The organism is Tenacibaculum profundi (assembly GCF_052050075.1).
Classification (GTDB): domain Bacteria; phylum Bacteroidota; class Bacteroidia; order Flavobacteriales; family Flavobacteriaceae; genus Polaribacter.
Window position 1 is genome coordinate 1 of record NZ_CP197225.1, and the last position, 17,165, is coordinate 17,165.

Consider the following 17,165-nt stretch of genomic DNA (forward strand, 5'->3'; position numbering starts at 1 on the left):
ATGACTAAAACAGCTGATTCAGTTTGGATGGAATGTCTGTCCTTTATAAAGGACAATATCAAACCTCAAGCATATAAAACTTGGTTTGAACCGATTAAACCGGTAAAGCTATCTGGGGAAGCTTTAACAATACAGGTTCCAAGTAAATTTTTTTACGAATGGCTGGAAGAGCATTACATCAAGTTGCTGCGTGTTGCTCTTGTAAGACAGCTAGGAAGCGATGCTAAGTTGGTCTATGACGTTCGAATGGAAAATACATATAGTAGTAATAATCCTCAAACAGTAAAAATTCCTAGCTCTAATAGAAATCCAATTAAACCGCAAAAGGTAACGGTGCCTATTGAGTCGAAAAGAGAACTTAAAAATCCATTTGTAATTCCGGGTTTGCAAAAGGTGAAGATTGAATCACAGTTGAACCCAAATTACAACTTCGTTAATTTTGTTGAAGGAGATTCTAATAGACTGGCCAGATCAGCGGGAATGGCTGTGGCAAATAAGCCAGGAGGTACTTCTTTTAACCCACTACTTATTTATGGAGGTGTAGGGTTAGGTAAAACACATTTAGCTCATGCAATTGGAGTTGAAATAAAAGATAAATATCCTGATAAAACTGTTTTATATATTTCTTCAGAGAAATTTACACAACAATTTATAGATTCGGTAAAATCGAATACAAGAAACGATTTTATACATTTTTATCAAATGATTGATGTGTTAATAATTGACGATGTTCAATTTCTTTCTGGAAAAGCAGGAACTCAAGACGTGTTTTTTCATATTTTCAATCATTTACACCAAAATGGAAAACAGGTCATTTTAACTTCAGATAAGGCTCCTGTTGATATGCAAGATATAGAGCAACGATTGTTATCACGTTTTAAATGGGGATTGTCTGCAGAATTGCAATCACCTGACTATGAGACAAGAGTTTCAATTCTTCAAAATAAATTGTATAGAGATGGTGTAGAGATGCCTGAAGATATTGTTGACTATATTGCAAAAAATATAAAATCTAATGTTAGAGAGTTAGAAGGAGTTATTATTTCAATGATAGCACAAGCATCATTTAATAGAAAAGAATTTACTATTGAGTTAGCTAAACAAATAGTTGATAAATTTGTAAAAAATACTAAGAAGGAACTATCGATCGATTATATTCAGAAAGTTGTTTCCAAATATTTTGATATGGATGTGGCAACTTTGCAGTCTAAGACAAGAAAGAGGCATATAGTTCAAGCTCGTCAATTAGCGATGTATTTTGCTAAAAGAATGACTAAATCTTCATTAGCTAGTATTGGAAGTCAAATAGGTCAGAGAGATCATGCAACAGTTTTACATGCATGCAAAACTGTTGACAATTTGACAGAGACTGATAAGCAATTTAAAAAGTATGTTGAAGACTTAACAAAAAAGTTAACCATTTAATAGAATTTCAGAAATAATATGAAAATATTAATGGTATGTTTGGGTAATATTTGCAGATCTCCACTAGCGGAAGGTATATTAGCATCCAAAGTCGTATCAAAAAATATCATTATAGATTCAGCAGGTACTTCTGGATATCATGCAGGTGAACATCCTGATAAAAGGTCAATTAAAATAGCAGAAAAGAAAGGTATAGACATATCCAAACAAAGGTCAAGAAAGTTTATGATAGATGATTTTGAAAAATTTGATCTTATTTATGCAATGGATGAAAGTAACTTTCAGGATTTAATAACTTTAGCAAGGAATGAAAATGAAATTAAAAAAGTTAAACTAATACTAAAGGAAGTTTCAGAGAATAAAATATTAAATGTTCCAGATCCTTACTATGGAAGTAACCAAGGTTTTGAGAAAGTATTTGAAATGTTAAATGAGGCTTGTGAGGTAATAGCCTCAAAATATGTATAGTTTAGTCGTTTTTATTTAACTTAATTAAGCTTTGGTGTTCTATCTCTGAAAAGTAAATCTTACTATTATGATGATAATTTCGCTTAAAATCAATAAGTAAATGAAAGGTAAATTATATTTAATCCCAACTACTTTGGGTAATACAGAACCCTTAGAGGTGTTGCCAATTTCCGTAAAAAAAATAATTGAGCAATTAAATCATTTTATTGTTGAGAATGAGAAGACAGCACGTCGTTTTATTAAGAAAATAACCCCAAGTAAAGGTCAGGGTAATTTACAGTTGATGTTGTTGGATAAATACTCTGACGAAATTGAGATTCAAAACTACTTAGATGTTTGTGAAGAAGGAATTTCCGTAGGGATTTTATCTGAAGCTGGAGTACCTGCAATTGCAGATCCTGGAGCTTCGATTGCTAAGTTAGCTCATGAAAAAGGAATTCAGGTTGTTCCTCTAGTTGGTCCTTCATCTATTTTGTTGGCTATGATGGCTTCGGGAATGAACGGTCAGAGTTTTGCTTTTAATGGGTATCTTCCGATTGATAAAGCAGAAAGAAAAAGAGCTATTAAACAATTAGAAAATACTTCAAGAGAAAAAAATCAATCACAGATTTTTATTGAGACTCCTTATAGAAATGAAAAAATGTTAGCAGATTTATGTTCTATATTATCAGATCATACAAGGTTGTGTGTTGCTTGTGATGTAACATTAGCATCAGAATACATTAAAACACTTCCTGTAAAAAATTGGAAGAAACAAAAAATCGATTTACACAAAAGACCAGCTATATTTATTATTCATAAATAACCAGCTTACCTTGGTAAATACAATTTTTTGTATGTTGTTAATTAAGCACTAGCGTATTTATCACCAATAATATTTGATACATCGTAGCCCTTAAATTTTCTTATATAATCTTGAATTGTTGTTCCAAAGGCATCTTTAAAAGTAATTTTCCCATAAGATCTAAGATATTTTTTTACATTTCCTGCACCACTTAGATGAGCTGCCGCCAAGATTCCAGATTCTGTTATTACAACACCGTTAATCTTTTTACCTAAAAAACGACTAATGTCTTTACGTAGAATCCATTTATTAACTTTGCAAAGAGCTATAAAAGTTTTTTCTTGGAGTTCTGGGTCTCTTAGAAAGTTATAAGTATTGTATATTTTAAATCTTTTTAAAGTAGATTTACCAAATTGATATTTTCCCAAATATCCTAGTTTGTTTACAACCATGTACTTTCCTTGAGATTCTTTAAAAGCTAATGCTTCTCTAAACCCTATAAAATCTTTATCCAAAAAAGGAAAATTCAAATCCTCTTTAAAGACCACTTCAGGAATTGGTTTAGTTGTTTTCTTATTGTTCCCTTCTTTTTTACTCTTACTTATATTTTTAGTAAAACTTGTCGATAATAAAAATAATAAAAATAGAGTTCCTAAATTTCTGATAATTAAATACTTTCCGTTTAGCGCCGGCAAAGATACAATAAAAAATTAAAACTGCTAATAATCAATATGTTAAGTTTTTTTATCAGTTATTAAATATTTATTTAATTTGTGTTTATCTAATGAATTCAATAATCAAAATATTAATAAATATATTGGAAGAGTGTTAAAATATTCTTTTTGGTCTAAATAAAAAAAAATCAATTTATCTATTGATTCCTCTTTTGTTTATCCATTGTTGATATTGTAACGCATTTCTATTGTGTTGACTTAGCGTTCTCGCAAATTTATGGTAACCTATGTTTTCTATGCTAGCACACATATATATATAGTTATGTTCCTTATAATTTAAAACAGCATCGATAGCAGAAATGTCGGGCATTGAAATTACACCAGGAGGTAATCCTGAGTTTTTATAAGTGTTATAGGGAGAATCAATTAAAAGATCCTTGTTTAAAACTCTTTTTACTGTAAAATTAGGTCCATTGATCTCTTTCAAACAATAAATAACAGTAGGGTCAGCTTGTAACGGCATGTTACTTCTAAGTCTATTCAAATAAAGTCCAGCAACAATTGGACGTTCACTTTTCTGAACAGTTTCTTTTTGTACAATTGAAGCTAAGGTAAGAACTTCAGATTTGGATAAATTTAATTTTCTAGCCTTAGAAATTCTATCTTCATTCCAAAAACGATTATACTCTTTGAGCATTCTATTTCTGAATTTCTCAGCAGAGGTATTCCAATAAAATTCGTAGCTATTCGGAATATACATTCCTAAAGCCGATTTTTTATCAAAACCATTAGATTCTAAAAATCCCATGTCTTGCATTGACTGAAGTAAAGAAACAGAATCTGCTTCAATTTGTTCTGATATTCTACTGGCTAGTTTTTCTAATGTATCTTGATTGTTAAAAGAAAGTCTAATAGGGGTCTGTTTACCGCTCCTTAAAAGATTAATAAGATCATTTAAGCTCATCCCTTCTTTTAATTCATATCGTCCGCTTTTAGGTTTTATGTAATTTTTCTTTTCAGCAATCCATTCGAAATTTGAGGAATTATTTATGAATTGAGTAAGTTTGGTTTTAACATTAAGCAAGTTATCTGTGGAATTAATAAATAACGTGCCATTTTTAACAATAGCTTTTCCATAGATGTTTTTGTAAAAACTATATCCTTTAATTAGTGTAGCTATTAGTATAAAAATTATTATACCTGAGATAATTTTTTTATTCATTGATTAATTGAAGTAAAATTTCGTCTTTAAATTTTCCTTGATAATATATCCAGTCTTTTTTGATTCCTACTTTCGTGAAACGTTTAGCATGAAACAAATGTAAACTATTTTGGTTATCAATAGTAATATTTGCGTAAAGTTGACGAAGATTTAAGTGTTTGAAACAATAATTAATTAAATTATCTAAAGCTTCATTGGCATAACCTTTTTTTTGATAATCTGGATGAATAAGAATGCCAATACCAGCACGTTTATGTTGAGGATTGAAATCAAATAAGTCAATCATACCTACAGAAGATTTATTTTTAGAAAGTTCAATAATCAGTCGTAATTGTTTTGCTTCGTAAATATCTAAATGAGAGTTTTCTATGTATTTTTTAAGTAGAAACCTAGAGAAGGGGATTTGTGTATGGCTAACCTCCCAAAACTGTTCATTATTTTCAATATCGAATAAGAAAGAAAGATCTTCGGGCTCTAGAGCTCGTAAATTAATTTGATTTCCTTTAAGAGTTTTCATATTATAATTCAATATTAAGTTCTCCTTTAAAGACATATTTAGCAGGTCCTGTTAAAAAGATATTGGTATAAATACCATTATTTTTTTCAAATGAAACAGAAAGTTGACCTCCTTTTACAGGAAGTTTTATTGATGTACTATTGGTTTTCTTAGTAGCATGCATTGCAATTGCCACAGCAGTAACACCAGTGCCACAAGCAAGTGTTTCGTTTTCAACACCCCTTTCATAAGTTCTTACTTTAAAGGTTGATTCATCTATAGGTTCAACAAAGTTTACATTACTGCCATCTTTACCATAAAGATTATTTCGAATATTTTTTCCTTTATTAAATACATCAAAAGAATCTAAGTCATCTACCAATTCTATGTGATGAGGTGACCCTGTATTTGTAAAAGCATATGATTCTTGAATATTTATAGTGTCTACATTTATCATCTTTAGAGAAACAATGTCGTCTTTAATTGATGCAAAGTGAATGCCATCAACAGCATTAAATTTGGTTTCTTTTTGAATTAATTTTAACTTATGTGCGAAGGCAACAATACATCTGCCACCATTACCACACATGGTGCTTTCATTACCATCTGCATTGTAATAAACCATTTTAAAATCACTTTCTACATCATTTTCCAATAAGATTAACCCATCAGATCCAATACCGAAATAACGGTTACATAACGAAGAAATGATGTCTTTATTTTTTTTTGGAAAGGTTTTTGATCTGTTATCAATAATAATGAAATCATTACCTGTACCTTGGTATTTATAAAATATCAAATTCATGCAACAAATATAAGTATTTAAACAATGATTTGTTGCTGTTAAACAGTGGTTAAAAACAGTTAAAAACAAGTTAAACAGATTTTGTTAAAATGTTAAAATTGTATATTTGTATAACACTTAAATTATTGTAGACGTATGAAGAAAATCTTAGGAATTTTAGTAATAGCGTTTTTAGGGGGCGCTTTATCACTTGCTGGTTACAAATTATTTTTCGAGGAAACACAAGTAGTGGTTCAAGAAAGTACACCTTCTTTGCAAACAGTAAAAGCAAATTATGTTTCACCTATTTTAGCAAATTCTTCAGCACCAACAGACTTTACAAAAGCAGCTGAAAGTTCTGTTAATGCAGTTGTTCATGTGAAAAATACAGCAATCAGGACGCAACAAAATCCTTGGCTAGAACATTTTTTTGGAAGAGGAAGTGGTACAAGAAAATATGAGCAAATTGGAACTGGGAGTGGAGTGATTATTTCACCCGATGGTTATATTGTTACAAATAATCATGTTATTGATGGGGCTTCTGAAATTGAAATTACCCTGAATAATAGAAAAAAATTAAAAGCTGAATTAATAGGTTCTTCAAAAGATAATGATATTGCTTTATTAAAAGTTGATACAGATGAAGACTTACCTTTCTTGCCATTTGCCAATTCTGACTTTGTAAAAATAGGAGAGTGGGTTTTAGCTGTAGGGAATCCTTATAATTTAACGTCTACGGTAACTGCGGGTATTGTTAGTGCTAAGGGGCGTGATTTGGATGGAAACAGTAATACAGAGTCTTTTATTCAGACAGACGCGGCAGTAAATCCAGGAAATAGTGGTGGCGCACTTGTAAATACAAGAGGGGAACTAATAGGGATTAATACAGCAATTACATCAAAAACAGGTTCTTTTATAGGTTATTCTTTTGCTGTTCCATCTAATATTGCAAAAAAAATTATTGATGATTTATTGGAATTTGGTAAAGTTCAAGAAGCGCTGATAGGTTTTATACCTTATGTAGATAAGGAAGGAGAAATAGAAGGGGTTAAAATCGAGAGTATTGATAGAGAAAGCGAGGCGTCAAAGGCAGGTTTGAGAGAAGGAGATATAATTACTAAAGTTAATAATATAAAAATTTCTAAATTTTCTGATTTAAAAGGTCAATTAACTGCAAAACGACCAGGAGATGTAATAGATGTGACTATTGATAGAGAGGGGGAAGAATTAGTGAAAACAGTTAAGTTGATAAAAAAAGTTGTAATGCCAACAAGTAAGGTGCTTGGAACGCAGTTTAAAAATTTAAGTAAAGAGGAAATGAAAAAGTTAGGTGTCAAAGGAGGTGCAAAAATAACTAATTCCTGGAACCCTTATTTTGAAGATTATAATGGATTAAAAGAATATATTTTAATAAAAATCAATGGTAAAGACGTTATGTCTGCTGAACATGCTGTAGAGTTATTAGATCAAAGCGGCAATAGAAGATATATATTTGAAATGATAACTCCTGAGGGTAAAAAAGAAATGTTCCGATATTAAAAAATAACAGCTTAAAGCACAGTAAAATCTCAGTTTCATAACTGAGATTTTTTGTTTATGTGAATAGTGAAATGAATTGAAATACGTATTTTTGCACAAATTTTAAAAAAATTACTTAACACACAACTATGTCAACAATAATAAATTACGAAAATGAAGTAGCTAATCAAGCTCAGGTAAGAAGAGCTACTACTGAATTTATAAATATTGTCAATGATCTTTGGTATGACAAGTCCATTGAACTGGTTTTATTTAGAAACCCTTTAGTAGATAAGAGGGCAAGTGAGGTTCTTAATTTGATTAGTTATGCGAAAGAGTTTGTGGCAAAACCAATTTCCATAACCGATGCCCTAGAAATAGCAAAGGCAATACAAATAATTGATTTACCTGCATCTAAGTTGGATATAGGAAAATTAGCTTATGAGTATCATTTAACAGAAGATTCAGGCCTAGATAAGGTAGCATTTGTAAAACATCAGTTAAAAAATGCAACTGGAACAACTCCTTTTGAACCAAAAGATGTAGTACTTTATGGTTTTGGACGCATTGGACGCTTGCTAGCTCGTGAGTTGAGTAGTAAAATGGGAAAAGGATCTCAATTGCGTTTACGAGCCATTGTAACACGTGGAAAAATTGATCAATCTGTTCTTGAAAAAAGGGCTTCTTTATTAGGAGTAGATTCTGTTCACGGTGACTTTTTAGGTACTGTACAAATCGATGTTGAAAATAAATCATTAATAATCAACGGGACAACGGTTCAAATGATTTCGGCTAACGAACCTGAGGAAATAGATTACACCAATTATGGAATATACGATGCTTTAATAATTGATAATACAGGAGCCTTTAGAGATAAGGAGTCTTTAAGTCGTCTTTTAGCATCGAATGGAGCAAGTAAAGTTTTATTGACAGCTCCAGGAAAAGGAGTGCCTAATATAGTTCATGGTGTTAATCACTTAGATAATAATCCTGATCAGATAGATATTTTTTCTGCAGCTTCTTGTACAACGAATGCAATTACTCCTGTTTTAAAAGCGATTGAAGATAATTTTGGAATTAAAAAAGGACACTTGGAGACAATTCATGCCTATACAAATGATCAGAATTTAGTTGATAACATGCATAAAAAGTATCGAAGAGGGCGTGCAGCAGGGTTAAATATGGTTATTACAGAAACAGGTGCAGGTAAAGCAGTCTCTAAGGCATTACCAGCTTTGGAAGGTAAATTAACTTCAAGTGCAATTAGGGTGCCTGTTCCAAATGGATCATTAGCAATTTTGAATTTGCAGTTAAACTCCAAAGCAACTGTTGAATCGGTGAATGCTATAATGAAACAGTATGCATTGGAAGGAAGTTTAGTAGAACAAATAAAATATTCGCTAAGTAATGAATTGGTTTCGTCAGATATAATAGGTACTTCAGCACCAGCTATTTTTGATAGTAAAGCAACAATTGCTGAAGATGATACAGTTGTGCTTTATGTTTGGTATGATAACGAGTATGGATATTCACACCAGGTAATGCGTTTAGCTAAGCATATTGCAAAGGTTCGTAGATATACTTATTATTAAAATTAAATAATAATAGATACTATGTAAAAGTCGATATAAAAAATATTTATATCGACTTTTATACTGGTTAAAAACAATTGCTAATTGTTCCAGTCGGAACCAATATTTTTAATTTATTAGATATGAGAAAAGTTATTCTTAAATAAATTGTTGTTCACTTATTTGATCAATAATTAAGGAAAGAGTTAGATGATATTTGTGTTTTTTGATAAAATTAAAATTAATTATATTTCGTTTTTTTAAAAGCTAAACAGTAAATTAAATATGAGAATTATAAGCACCGTTGTATTACTTTTTTTTATGAGTAAATTAAATGCACAAACATTACCTTATTATCAAATACCAGAAGCTCCAAAGAACTATACAGAAGGGGCGGTAGCGGCAAGAATGATAGATGGTCTAGGGTTTCGATATTTTTGGAGTACAGAAGGATTAAAGGAGGAGGATTTACAATTTAAGCCAAATGATGAAGCAAGAACTTCTAGGGAAACTTTAGAGCATATTTTAGCCTTATCTATAATGACTTTAAGTACCTTAGAGGGGCGTCAAGTTGAATTTAAAAAGAGCGATCATCTTTCATTTAACCAATTAAGAAAAGAAACATTAGAAAACTTCAAGAGATCTAGTGATATTTTAAAAAGGTCAGATGACTTGTCAAAGTTTTCGATGAAAATAACCAAAGGTGATCATACAGCTGAATATCCATTTTGGAATCAGTTAAATGGGCCAATTGCCGACGCTCTTTGGCATTTAGGACAGATAGTATCCTTTAGGAGATCGTCTGGTAATCCTTTTCCAAAAGGAGTTAGTTTATTAACAGGAACAGTAAAAAAATAAGTAAATAGTTATACTTTTTCAATGACAATAAAGGATGAAATAGAGAAGCTTAGAGAAGAATTACGTGAGCACAATTATAATTACTATGTATTAGATAATGCTACAATTACTGATTATGAGTTTGATGTAAAGTTAAAAGAATTAGAAAAATTAGAAGAAGAGAATCCAATATTTTTTGATCCGAACTCTCCAACCCAACGTTTAGGAGGGGGGGTAACAAAAAATTTTGACACAGTTACACATGAAAATAGAATGTATTCTCTTGACAATTCTTATTCAAAAGAAGATTTACTAGATTGGGAAAAACGTTTACAAAAAAATCTAGGAGTTACAGATATAGAATATACATGTGAATTAAAGTATGATGGAGCTTCGATTAATTTGATATTTGAAAAAGGGAAATTTTTAAAAGCTGTTACAAGAGGAGATGGGTTTAAAGGTGATGACGTAACTACTAACATAAAAACTATTAAATCAATTCCTTTAGTGCCTAGAGAAGATTTTCTCTCTAATTATGAAATGAGAGGAGAAATTATTCTTCCGTTGGAAGGTTTTAATAAAATGAATGAAAAAAGAATTGCTAATGGAGAGGAAGTATATAGAAATCCTAGAAATACCGCTAGTGGAAGCTTGAAGTTACAAGATAGTACTGAGGTAGCAAAAAGGCCTTTAGATTGTTTGTTGTATCAGGTAGTAACGAATGAAAGAAAGTATACGACACATTATGATATTTTAGAGGCTGCTCGAAATTCAGGCTTTAAGGTTCCTAATACAATTGTTTTAGCAAAAAATATAGATGAAGTACTTAAGTTTATAAACATTTGGGACGTAGAGCGTCACAATTTACCATATGAAACAGATGGTATTGTAATAAAAGTGAATAGTTTAGAGCAACAAGAGGAGTTAGGTTATACATCGAAATCACCAAGATGGGCTATTGCTTATAAGTTTAAGGCTGAGCAGGTTTCAACAATTCTAAATGAAATAACGTATCAGGTTGGAAGAACAGGAGCGATCACACCTGTAGCAAATCTAGAAGCTATTCCTTTGGCAGGAACTATTGTCAAGCGGGCTTCTCTTCATAATGCTGACCAAATAGAAAGGCTTGATATTCGAGTAGGCGATACTGTTTTTGTTGAAAAAGGAGGGGAAATTATTCCTAAAATTATTAAAGTTGATTTAAGTAAAAGACCTGAAAATTCTTCTCCAACAAAATATGTAACAAATTGTCCAGAGTGTGAAACCAAATTAATAAGAACTGAAGGAGATGCGAAGCATTATTGTCCGAATGAATTTGGTTGCGCACCTCAAATAACAGGTAGAATTCAACATTTTATATCTCGTAAAGCCATGGATATTGATGGTTTGGGGGGAGAGACAGTTGATTTATTAAGAAAGGAAGGGGTGATTAAAAATTACGCAGACTTATACGAGTTAACTAAAGATGTGGTAATGCCATTGGAAAGAATAGCCGAAAAATCTGCTCAAAATATGATTGAAGGAATTACAAAATCAAAAAAAAATCCTTTTGAAAAAGTATTATTTGCTCTTGGAATACGTTTCGTAGGCGAGACAGTAGCGAGAAAGCTAGCTAAGCATTTTAAATCAATCGATAACTTAATGAGTGCAGATTTAGAAACTCTTACGGCTGTTGATGATATTGGTGATCGTATTGCTCAAAGCATCATAGATTTTTCTGTAAATGATAATAATAAGAAATTAGTAGAAAGATTAAAGTCTTACGGAGTTCAGTTAGAGGTTTCTGCGAAAGCCATAGAAAATCAAACAGATAAATTAAAAGCAAAGGCATTCGTAATATCAGGTGTTTTTCATCAATTGAGTAGAAATGAGTTAAAGAAGGCAATAGAAGATAATGGAGGAAAGGTTAGTAGTTCCATTTCTAAAAAAACGGACTATGTGGTAGCGGGAGATAATATGGGGCCAAGTAAGTTGGCTAAAGCACAAGGGTTAGGGGTTTCAATTATTACGGAACAAGATTTTATCGAAATGATTAAATAAAAATATGAAGTCTTTTGTATTGTTTGAGGCTTATGAAGTTAGTTTAATGTTTTTAACAAATAAGTAGGTCAAAATGTCATATAAGAGTTTTTTAGCTACTGTAGCATTTATATTAGTTTCGGCTTTAGATATATTGGCTGTAGTTACCTGTAATAAACAGCTTGAAATAATATTTAAACCTTTATTAATGATTTCGTTGTTGGTAATGTATTTAGCATTAACTAAAAAACGAAATCATTGGTTTATTATTGGTTTGTTTTTTTCGTTTTTAGGAGATGTTTTTTTACTGGGGAATAAAAAATTTTTGATTTTTGGTCTATCTTTTTTTTTAGTTGTTCACTTTCTCTATATAAGAATTGCGTTTAGTCTAATGATAAAACCGATACTTTTCAAAATTATCATTTTTATTATTCCTTTTTTATTTGTTTTTTTTAACATTTTCCATTTGATAAGGGAAGCTTTAACAGATTTAGTGATTCCTGTGATTTTTTATGGAGTCACAATAGCAACTTTGGGAGGGATTACATTGTTTAATTACGTCCAGCAAAATAATAATAAGAACAAATATTTATTCTTAGGTGTTATTCTTTTTATGGCTTCGGATGCTTTAATCGCATTGAATACTTTTTATAGTTCACTTTATTTATTTGATGTACTTATAATTATTCTGTACCTAATTGCTCAATATTTAATATGTAAAGGAGTAATAAAAATACATTCTTGATACATTATTAGCGTATGTAAAATAGCTATCATTCATAAAAATTGAAGTCATTTAAATCAAAAAGTGTTATAATATTCTAAATTGCATATAAGAACTTATAAGTTTATTAATTTAAGTGCTACTTTCGCTTTTTTAATATTATTATTTATTGCCTTATGAGATTTATATTTTTCGTACTTTCCATAGCATGCTTTATAGGTTGTGAAAACAATTATATAAGACTAAGGTTTTTAGATGAATATGTTATTAAAGATTCTGTCAGTTTTCAAAATAAAATAGTAGGAGGGCTATCCGGGATAGATAAATATAAGAATATGTACTATTTGGTTATAGATGACTCAAAAGAACCAAGAGTTGTAGCTTGCTCAATTCCTGTAAAAAATGGAAAAATAGAGAAAGTTATTTTTAACAAAACAATACTTATAAACGATTCATTAAATAGTACTAATTCAAAAGAGTTGTTAGATTTAGAATCTGTTTTTATTGATATGGATGGTAATTTGAATCTAGCAAGTGAAGGATCTATTAAGAAAAATAAAAGGCCCTTGCTATTTGTTTCAGATTCTTCTGGCAGCTTTATAAGAGAGTTTAAATTCCCAGAAAATTTAGCGTCTACTAAAAAAGAAAGTTATAGGCATAATGGTGTTTTTGAGGGATCTTGTAGGTCTTTTGATTCAAAAGGTTTTTGGGTCTCGTTAGAGTCCCCTTTAAAAGCTGATGGAGAAGAAGCTTCCCATAAACAGGAAAAATATCCTGTAAGAATTACTTACTTTAATTCAGGTTCTGGGAAGGCAGAAAAACAATATGCTTATGAATTAGAACATCTTGAAAATCCGATAAAAGGAAATTTAAATTTGAATGGGGTGACAGCACTTATTGAGTATCGAAAAGATGAATTTTTTATTATTGAAAGAATTTATCAAAGTGGTTATGGAAGTTATGGGAATACAATACGAATTTTTAGAGCAACAGTTTCTCAAAACACAACGAATACCATAGGGCTTCCATCTTTAAAAGAAGTTAACTATATACCACTTAAAAAAGAACTGTTATTTGATTTTGAATTGATTAAAAAAGAGTTGACAGGAGGAATTATTGATAATATAGAGGGAGCTTGTTTAGGCGATACTTTAGCTAATGGAAATAAAACATTACTTTTAGTTTCAGATGATAATTTTCAACTTTATGGAAAGCAATTGAACCAGTTCGTATTAATGGAAATAATTGATTGAGGGATAAAATAGATAAAGTCTAGTAACCATAGTAAAAAATGATAGGGAACTTTAGAAAGAAATCGATATTAAAACAATATAATAAACTCAAAGAAAGAAGTAAAGCAACTAGCAGTAATAAAGATAAGATTAAATCTATTGCTATTATTCTTGATAATGCTGCTCTTGAAAATGTAATAGCGTCTAATTTAGGAACAAAATTAAGCTTCAATAAAGAAAATATTACCTTTTTAGTTTATCGTAAGTTTTCAAAGAAAGAAGAGTCAATAACAAAGTTTTTCTCAGAAAGAGAAATCGGTTTCAAGGCAAGTTTGAAATCAGACAATTTGAAAAAGTTTGTTAATTATAGTTACGATTTACTTATAAATTACACTAAGGCTTCAAATTTATATACCAATGTAATAACTTTGCATTCAAGAGCAAAACTTAAGGCAGGTTTTGCTGAGATAGATGATGAACTCTTTGATATAGTAGTTTCAGACCCTACTTTTAATGAAGCAGTTTTGAATCAAGAATTAAAGAAATACTTAACGATTTTAAATAAAATATAATGCAAAGTTTTGTAGGAATGGGGGTTGCTCTAGTAACACCGTTTACCGAGGATTTAAGTGTAGATTACGGCGCTTTAAGAAAATTAGTTGAATATAATATTGAAAATGGAACTGATTATTTAGTCATAAATGGAACGACAGCAGAGAGTGCAACAATAACAAAGGAAGAAAAAATCGAGATTATTAAGTTTATAGGAGAAGTTAATAATGGAAGATTACCTTTAGTTTTAGGTGTGGGAGGAAATAATACGCAAGCAGTAATTCATGAATTAGAGGTGTTAGATTTATCAAATATAGATGCTATTTTATCAGTTGCTCCTTATTATAGTAAACCAACACAGGAAGGTTTTTATCAGCATTTCAAAGCTGTTTCAGAGGTAAGTACTAAGCCAATAATATTATATAATGTTCCAGGGAGGACGGCTAAGAATATGTTGCCAGAAACAACACTTAGGTTAGCAAAAGATTTTGATAATATCATTGGAGTTAAAGAAGCAGGAAATAATCAACAACAATATTATCAGTTATTAAAAAATAAGCCTGAGGATTTTTTGGTGATTTCTGGAGATGATGATCTAGCTTTAGGAACTGTATTAGCTGGTGGGTCTGGCGTTATTTCTGTAATTGGACAAGGCTTTCCAAGAGATTTTTCCACCATGATTAGGTTAGGGTTGGAAGGGAAAAATAGAGAGGCTTATGAAATTCATTATAAGCTGATGAATATAATTGAATTAATTTTTGAAGAGAATAATCCAGCAGGAATTAAGTCTGTACTTAAAAAACTAGATATTACAGGAAATGATGTTAGGTTACCATTGGTGCAAGCAACAGAAAGCTTACAAAATAGAATCAATAATTTTGTTGACAATTTGTACTTTGAATACAATAGGTAAAAAGCTCAGGGTGGCAACTTTTGAAGCTTGCTTTTTTTTTGCATCTTTGTAGCCTAAAAACCGACATAGACTATGTTATCTAAAAAAATAGAAGAAGCCTTAAATAAACAAATAAGAATCGAAGCAGAGTCTTCACAGGTATATTTAGCAATGGCTTGCTGGGCAGAAGTTCAAGGATTTGAAGGAGTCGCACAATTCATGTTTGCACATTCAGATGAAGAAAGAATGCATATGCTTAAGTTAGTAAAGTTTGTTAATGAAAGAGGCGGGCATGCACAAGTATCTGATTTAGACGCACCACCTACAGAGTTTGGTTCATTTAAGAAGATGTTTGAAACATTGTTTAATCATGAAGTAATGGTTTCTCAATCAATTAATGATTTAGTACATATAACTTTAGAGGAAAGAGATTATGCTACCCATAATTTTTTACAATGGTATGTTTCAGAACAAATAGAGGAAGAAGCGTTAGCCAGAAACATATTAGATAAAATAAACCTTATTGGTGATGATAAAGGAGGACTTTACCTTTTTGATAATGATGTAAAACAACTTGTTGCTGCTACAGATAGTACTTCAAAATAGTATTAACAAATAATTGTAAATTTCTTAGTGTTTTTGTAACATAATTTATAGTTATTTCGTGTTTAGAACTTAAAGAAAATATCAGCTTTTGGTTTTAATATTCATGTTACATAAATTCTATAATCCTAGTCAAAGTATTAAGATTTCAAAAGATCGTGTAAGTGAGTCAAAAATGTTTTTAATAATTCATTAATAATACTTAATTTTGCCAGATGATTAAAAATAAAATTTTAGCGCTATTATTTTCACTCATGTTCATGCTCACATCATGTGGGGAGTATCAAAAAATACTAAATAGAGGAACTACAGACGAGCAATATAAGATGGCTGTTAAATTATATGAGTCTCAAAAATATAGTAAAGCAATACGGTTATTTGAAAAAATAACACCTGCCTATAGAGCTAAACCTCAAATGGAGCGTATTCAGTTCATGGTTTCACAATCTAATTTTAATGTGAAAAATTATGCTTTGGCTGGATATTATTTTGACCGATTCGCTAAAAACTATCCTAAAAGTTCTAAAGCAGAAGAGGCAGAGTTTCTGTCTGCTCTAAGTTATTATAAGTCGTCACCTTCTTTCAGCCTAGATCCAACAGATACAAATAAGGCTTTGGAATCTTTTCAAAAATTTATAGACAAGTATCCAGAATCAAAAAGATTAGTAGAAGCTAATAAGTATTATGGTGAACTTAGGTTTAAACTAGAAAAGAAAGCCTTCGAAATAGCAAAAACTTATTATAGAACAGCAGACTATGATTCTCGAAATTATCGAGCTGCAATTGTTGCTATGGATAATTTATTATCCGATTATTTGGGAACAAGTTTTAAGGAAGAAGCGTTATATTATCGTTTAAAAGCAGCGCATGATTTTGCAATGAAAAGTACAAATAGGAGAAAAACTGAAAGGATAGAAGAAGCGCTAAAAGCTTATGAGAAACTAACAAGAAATTTTCCTAATTCTAAATTTTTAGTCGATTCAAATAAAATGTCAGCGGCATTAAAAAAGGAACAAAAACAATTAGTTAAAAGTTAAATAATAATGGATTATAAAGAGACGAAAGCACCAGTAAGTACAGTTACATACGATAAAGAAGCTATCGAAGAAGCTACAGATAATATTTACGAGGCTATTTCGATTATAGCGAAAAGAGCTACTCAAATTAATTCTGATTTAAAAAAAGAGTTGGTAGATAAATTGGATGAATTTGCTACTTACAACGATAGTTTAGAAGAGGTTTTTGAAAACAAAGAACAAATAGAAGTATCTAAATTTTATGAACGATTGCCTAAACCTCATGCTATTGCAGTAGAAGAGTGGTTAGACGGAGGTGTTTATTTTAGATCACCTGATCGTAAATAA

18 protein-coding genes are annotated in these 17,165 nt (G+C 30.6%); 14 read left to right on the forward strand and 4 right to left on the reverse strand.

The window, feature by feature from the left end:
• From dnaA to ACSIGE_RS00015, 3 genes are all read left to right on the forward strand, one after another.
• Complete coding sequence (dnaA, locus tag ACSIGE_RS00005) at nt 1–1,425, forward strand: chromosomal replication initiator protein DnaA (protein ID WP_440880750.1); 1,425 nt, start codon at nt 1–3, stop codon at nt 1,423–1,425.
• Nucleotides 1,426–1,443: 18 nt separating this feature from the next.
• Nucleotides 1,444–1,893 (forward strand): low molecular weight protein-tyrosine-phosphatase, encoded by a 450-nt coding sequence (locus tag ACSIGE_RS00010; RefSeq protein ID WP_440880751.1) that lies wholly within the window; start codon nt 1,444–1,446, stop codon nt 1,891–1,893.
• 100 nt (nt 1,894–1,993) lie between these two features.
• Nucleotides 1,994–2,698 carry an SAM-dependent methyltransferase gene (locus tag ACSIGE_RS00015; RefSeq protein WP_440880752.1) on the forward strand — a complete coding sequence of 235 codons (705 nt, stop codon included), beginning with the start codon at nt 1,994–1,996 and terminating at the stop codon, nt 2,696–2,698.
• A 41-nt stretch (nt 2,699–2,739) separates the two neighbouring features.
• Here ACSIGE_RS00015 and ACSIGE_RS00020 read toward each other — a convergent pair whose 3' ends face one another.
• The 4 genes from ACSIGE_RS00020 to dapF form a co-directional block, all read right to left on the reverse strand.
• Nucleotides 2,740–3,372 carry a peptidoglycan-binding protein LysM gene (locus ACSIGE_RS00020; RefSeq protein ID WP_440880753.1) on the reverse strand — a complete coding sequence of 211 codons (633 nt, stop codon included), beginning with the start codon at nt 3,370–3,372 and terminating at the stop codon, nt 2,740–2,742.
• A 172-nt stretch (nt 3,373–3,544) separates the two neighbouring features.
• Nucleotides 3,545–4,573 (reverse strand): endolytic transglycosylase MltG, encoded by a 1,029-nt coding sequence (mltG, locus tag ACSIGE_RS00025; RefSeq protein WP_440880754.1) that lies wholly within the window; start codon nt 4,571–4,573, stop codon nt 3,545–3,547.
• Nucleotides 4,566–5,090: a GNAT family N-acetyltransferase gene (locus ACSIGE_RS00030; protein ID WP_440880755.1), complete on the reverse strand. Its 525-nt coding sequence runs from the start codon at nt 5,088–5,090 to the stop codon at nt 4,566–4,568. Before ACSIGE_RS00030 ends, mltG begins: the two co-directional genes overlap by 8 nt.
• Before the next feature lies 1 nt (nt 5,091).
• Nucleotides 5,092–5,874, reverse strand: coding sequence for a diaminopimelate epimerase (dapF, locus tag ACSIGE_RS00035; protein WP_440880756.1), 783 nt, complete (start codon nt 5,872–5,874; stop codon nt 5,092–5,094).
• 135 nt (nt 5,875–6,009) lie between these two features.
• Here dapF and ACSIGE_RS00040 point away from each other — a divergent pair, with 135 nt between their 5' ends.
• The 11 genes from ACSIGE_RS00040 to ACSIGE_RS00090 all read left to right on the forward strand — a co-directional run bounded on the left by ACSIGE_RS00040 (nt 6,010) and on the right by ACSIGE_RS00090 (nt 17,165).
• Complete coding sequence (locus ACSIGE_RS00040) at nt 6,010–7,392, forward strand: trypsin-like peptidase domain-containing protein (protein ID WP_440880757.1); 1,383 nt, start codon at nt 6,010–6,012, stop codon at nt 7,390–7,392.
• 128 nt (nt 7,393–7,520) lie between these two features.
• The gene (locus ACSIGE_RS00045; protein ID WP_440880758.1) at nt 7,521–8,963 is read left to right on the forward strand and encodes a glyceraldehyde-3-phosphate dehydrogenase; all 1,443 of its coding nucleotides are present in this window, start codon (nt 7,521–7,523) and stop codon (nt 8,961–8,963) included.
• Nucleotides 8,964–9,227: 264 nt separating this feature from the next.
• On the forward strand, nt 9,228–9,800 hold the full coding sequence (locus ACSIGE_RS00050) for a DinB family protein (protein ID WP_440880759.1): 573 nt from the start codon (nt 9,228–9,230) through the stop codon (nt 9,798–9,800).
• A 21-nt stretch (nt 9,801–9,821) separates the two neighbouring features.
• A complete protein-coding gene (gene ligA / locus ACSIGE_RS00055; protein ID WP_440880760.1) occupies nt 9,822–11,819 on the forward strand; it encodes an NAD-dependent DNA ligase LigA in 1,998 nt (665 codons plus the stop codon).
• A 73-nt stretch (nt 11,820–11,892) separates the two neighbouring features.
• Nucleotides 11,893–12,543, forward strand: coding sequence for a lysoplasmalogenase (locus tag ACSIGE_RS00060; RefSeq protein ID WP_440880761.1), 651 nt, complete (start codon nt 11,893–11,895; stop codon nt 12,541–12,543).
• A 155-nt stretch (nt 12,544–12,698) separates the two neighbouring features.
• Complete coding sequence (locus ACSIGE_RS00065; RefSeq protein ID WP_440880762.1) at nt 12,699–13,775, forward strand: esterase-like activity of phytase family protein; 1,077 nt, start codon at nt 12,699–12,701, stop codon at nt 13,773–13,775.
• Nucleotides 13,776–13,813: 38 nt separating this feature from the next.
• Nucleotides 13,814–14,326 carry a DUF6913 domain-containing protein gene (locus ACSIGE_RS00070; protein WP_440880763.1) on the forward strand — a complete coding sequence of 171 codons (513 nt, stop codon included), beginning with the start codon at nt 13,814–13,816 and terminating at the stop codon, nt 14,324–14,326.
• Nucleotides 14,326–15,219 (forward strand): 4-hydroxy-tetrahydrodipicolinate synthase, encoded by an 894-nt coding sequence (gene dapA / locus ACSIGE_RS00075; protein ID WP_440880764.1) that lies wholly within the window; start codon nt 14,326–14,328, stop codon nt 15,217–15,219. Before ACSIGE_RS00070 ends, dapA begins: the two co-directional genes overlap by 1 nt.
• 72 nt (nt 15,220–15,291) lie before the next feature.
• Complete coding sequence (locus ACSIGE_RS00080; RefSeq protein WP_440880765.1) at nt 15,292–15,804, forward strand: ferritin; 513 nt, start codon at nt 15,292–15,294, stop codon at nt 15,802–15,804.
• Between the two features lie 212 nt (nt 15,805–16,016).
• Nucleotides 16,017–16,838: an outer membrane protein assembly factor BamD gene (locus ACSIGE_RS00085; protein WP_440880766.1), complete on the forward strand. Its 822-nt coding sequence runs from the start codon at nt 16,017–16,019 to the stop codon at nt 16,836–16,838.
• A 6-nt stretch (nt 16,839–16,844) separates the two neighbouring features.
• Entirely contained in the window at nt 16,845–17,165 is a 321-nt protein-coding gene (locus tag ACSIGE_RS00090; RefSeq protein ID WP_440880767.1) for a DNA-directed RNA polymerase subunit omega, read from the forward strand.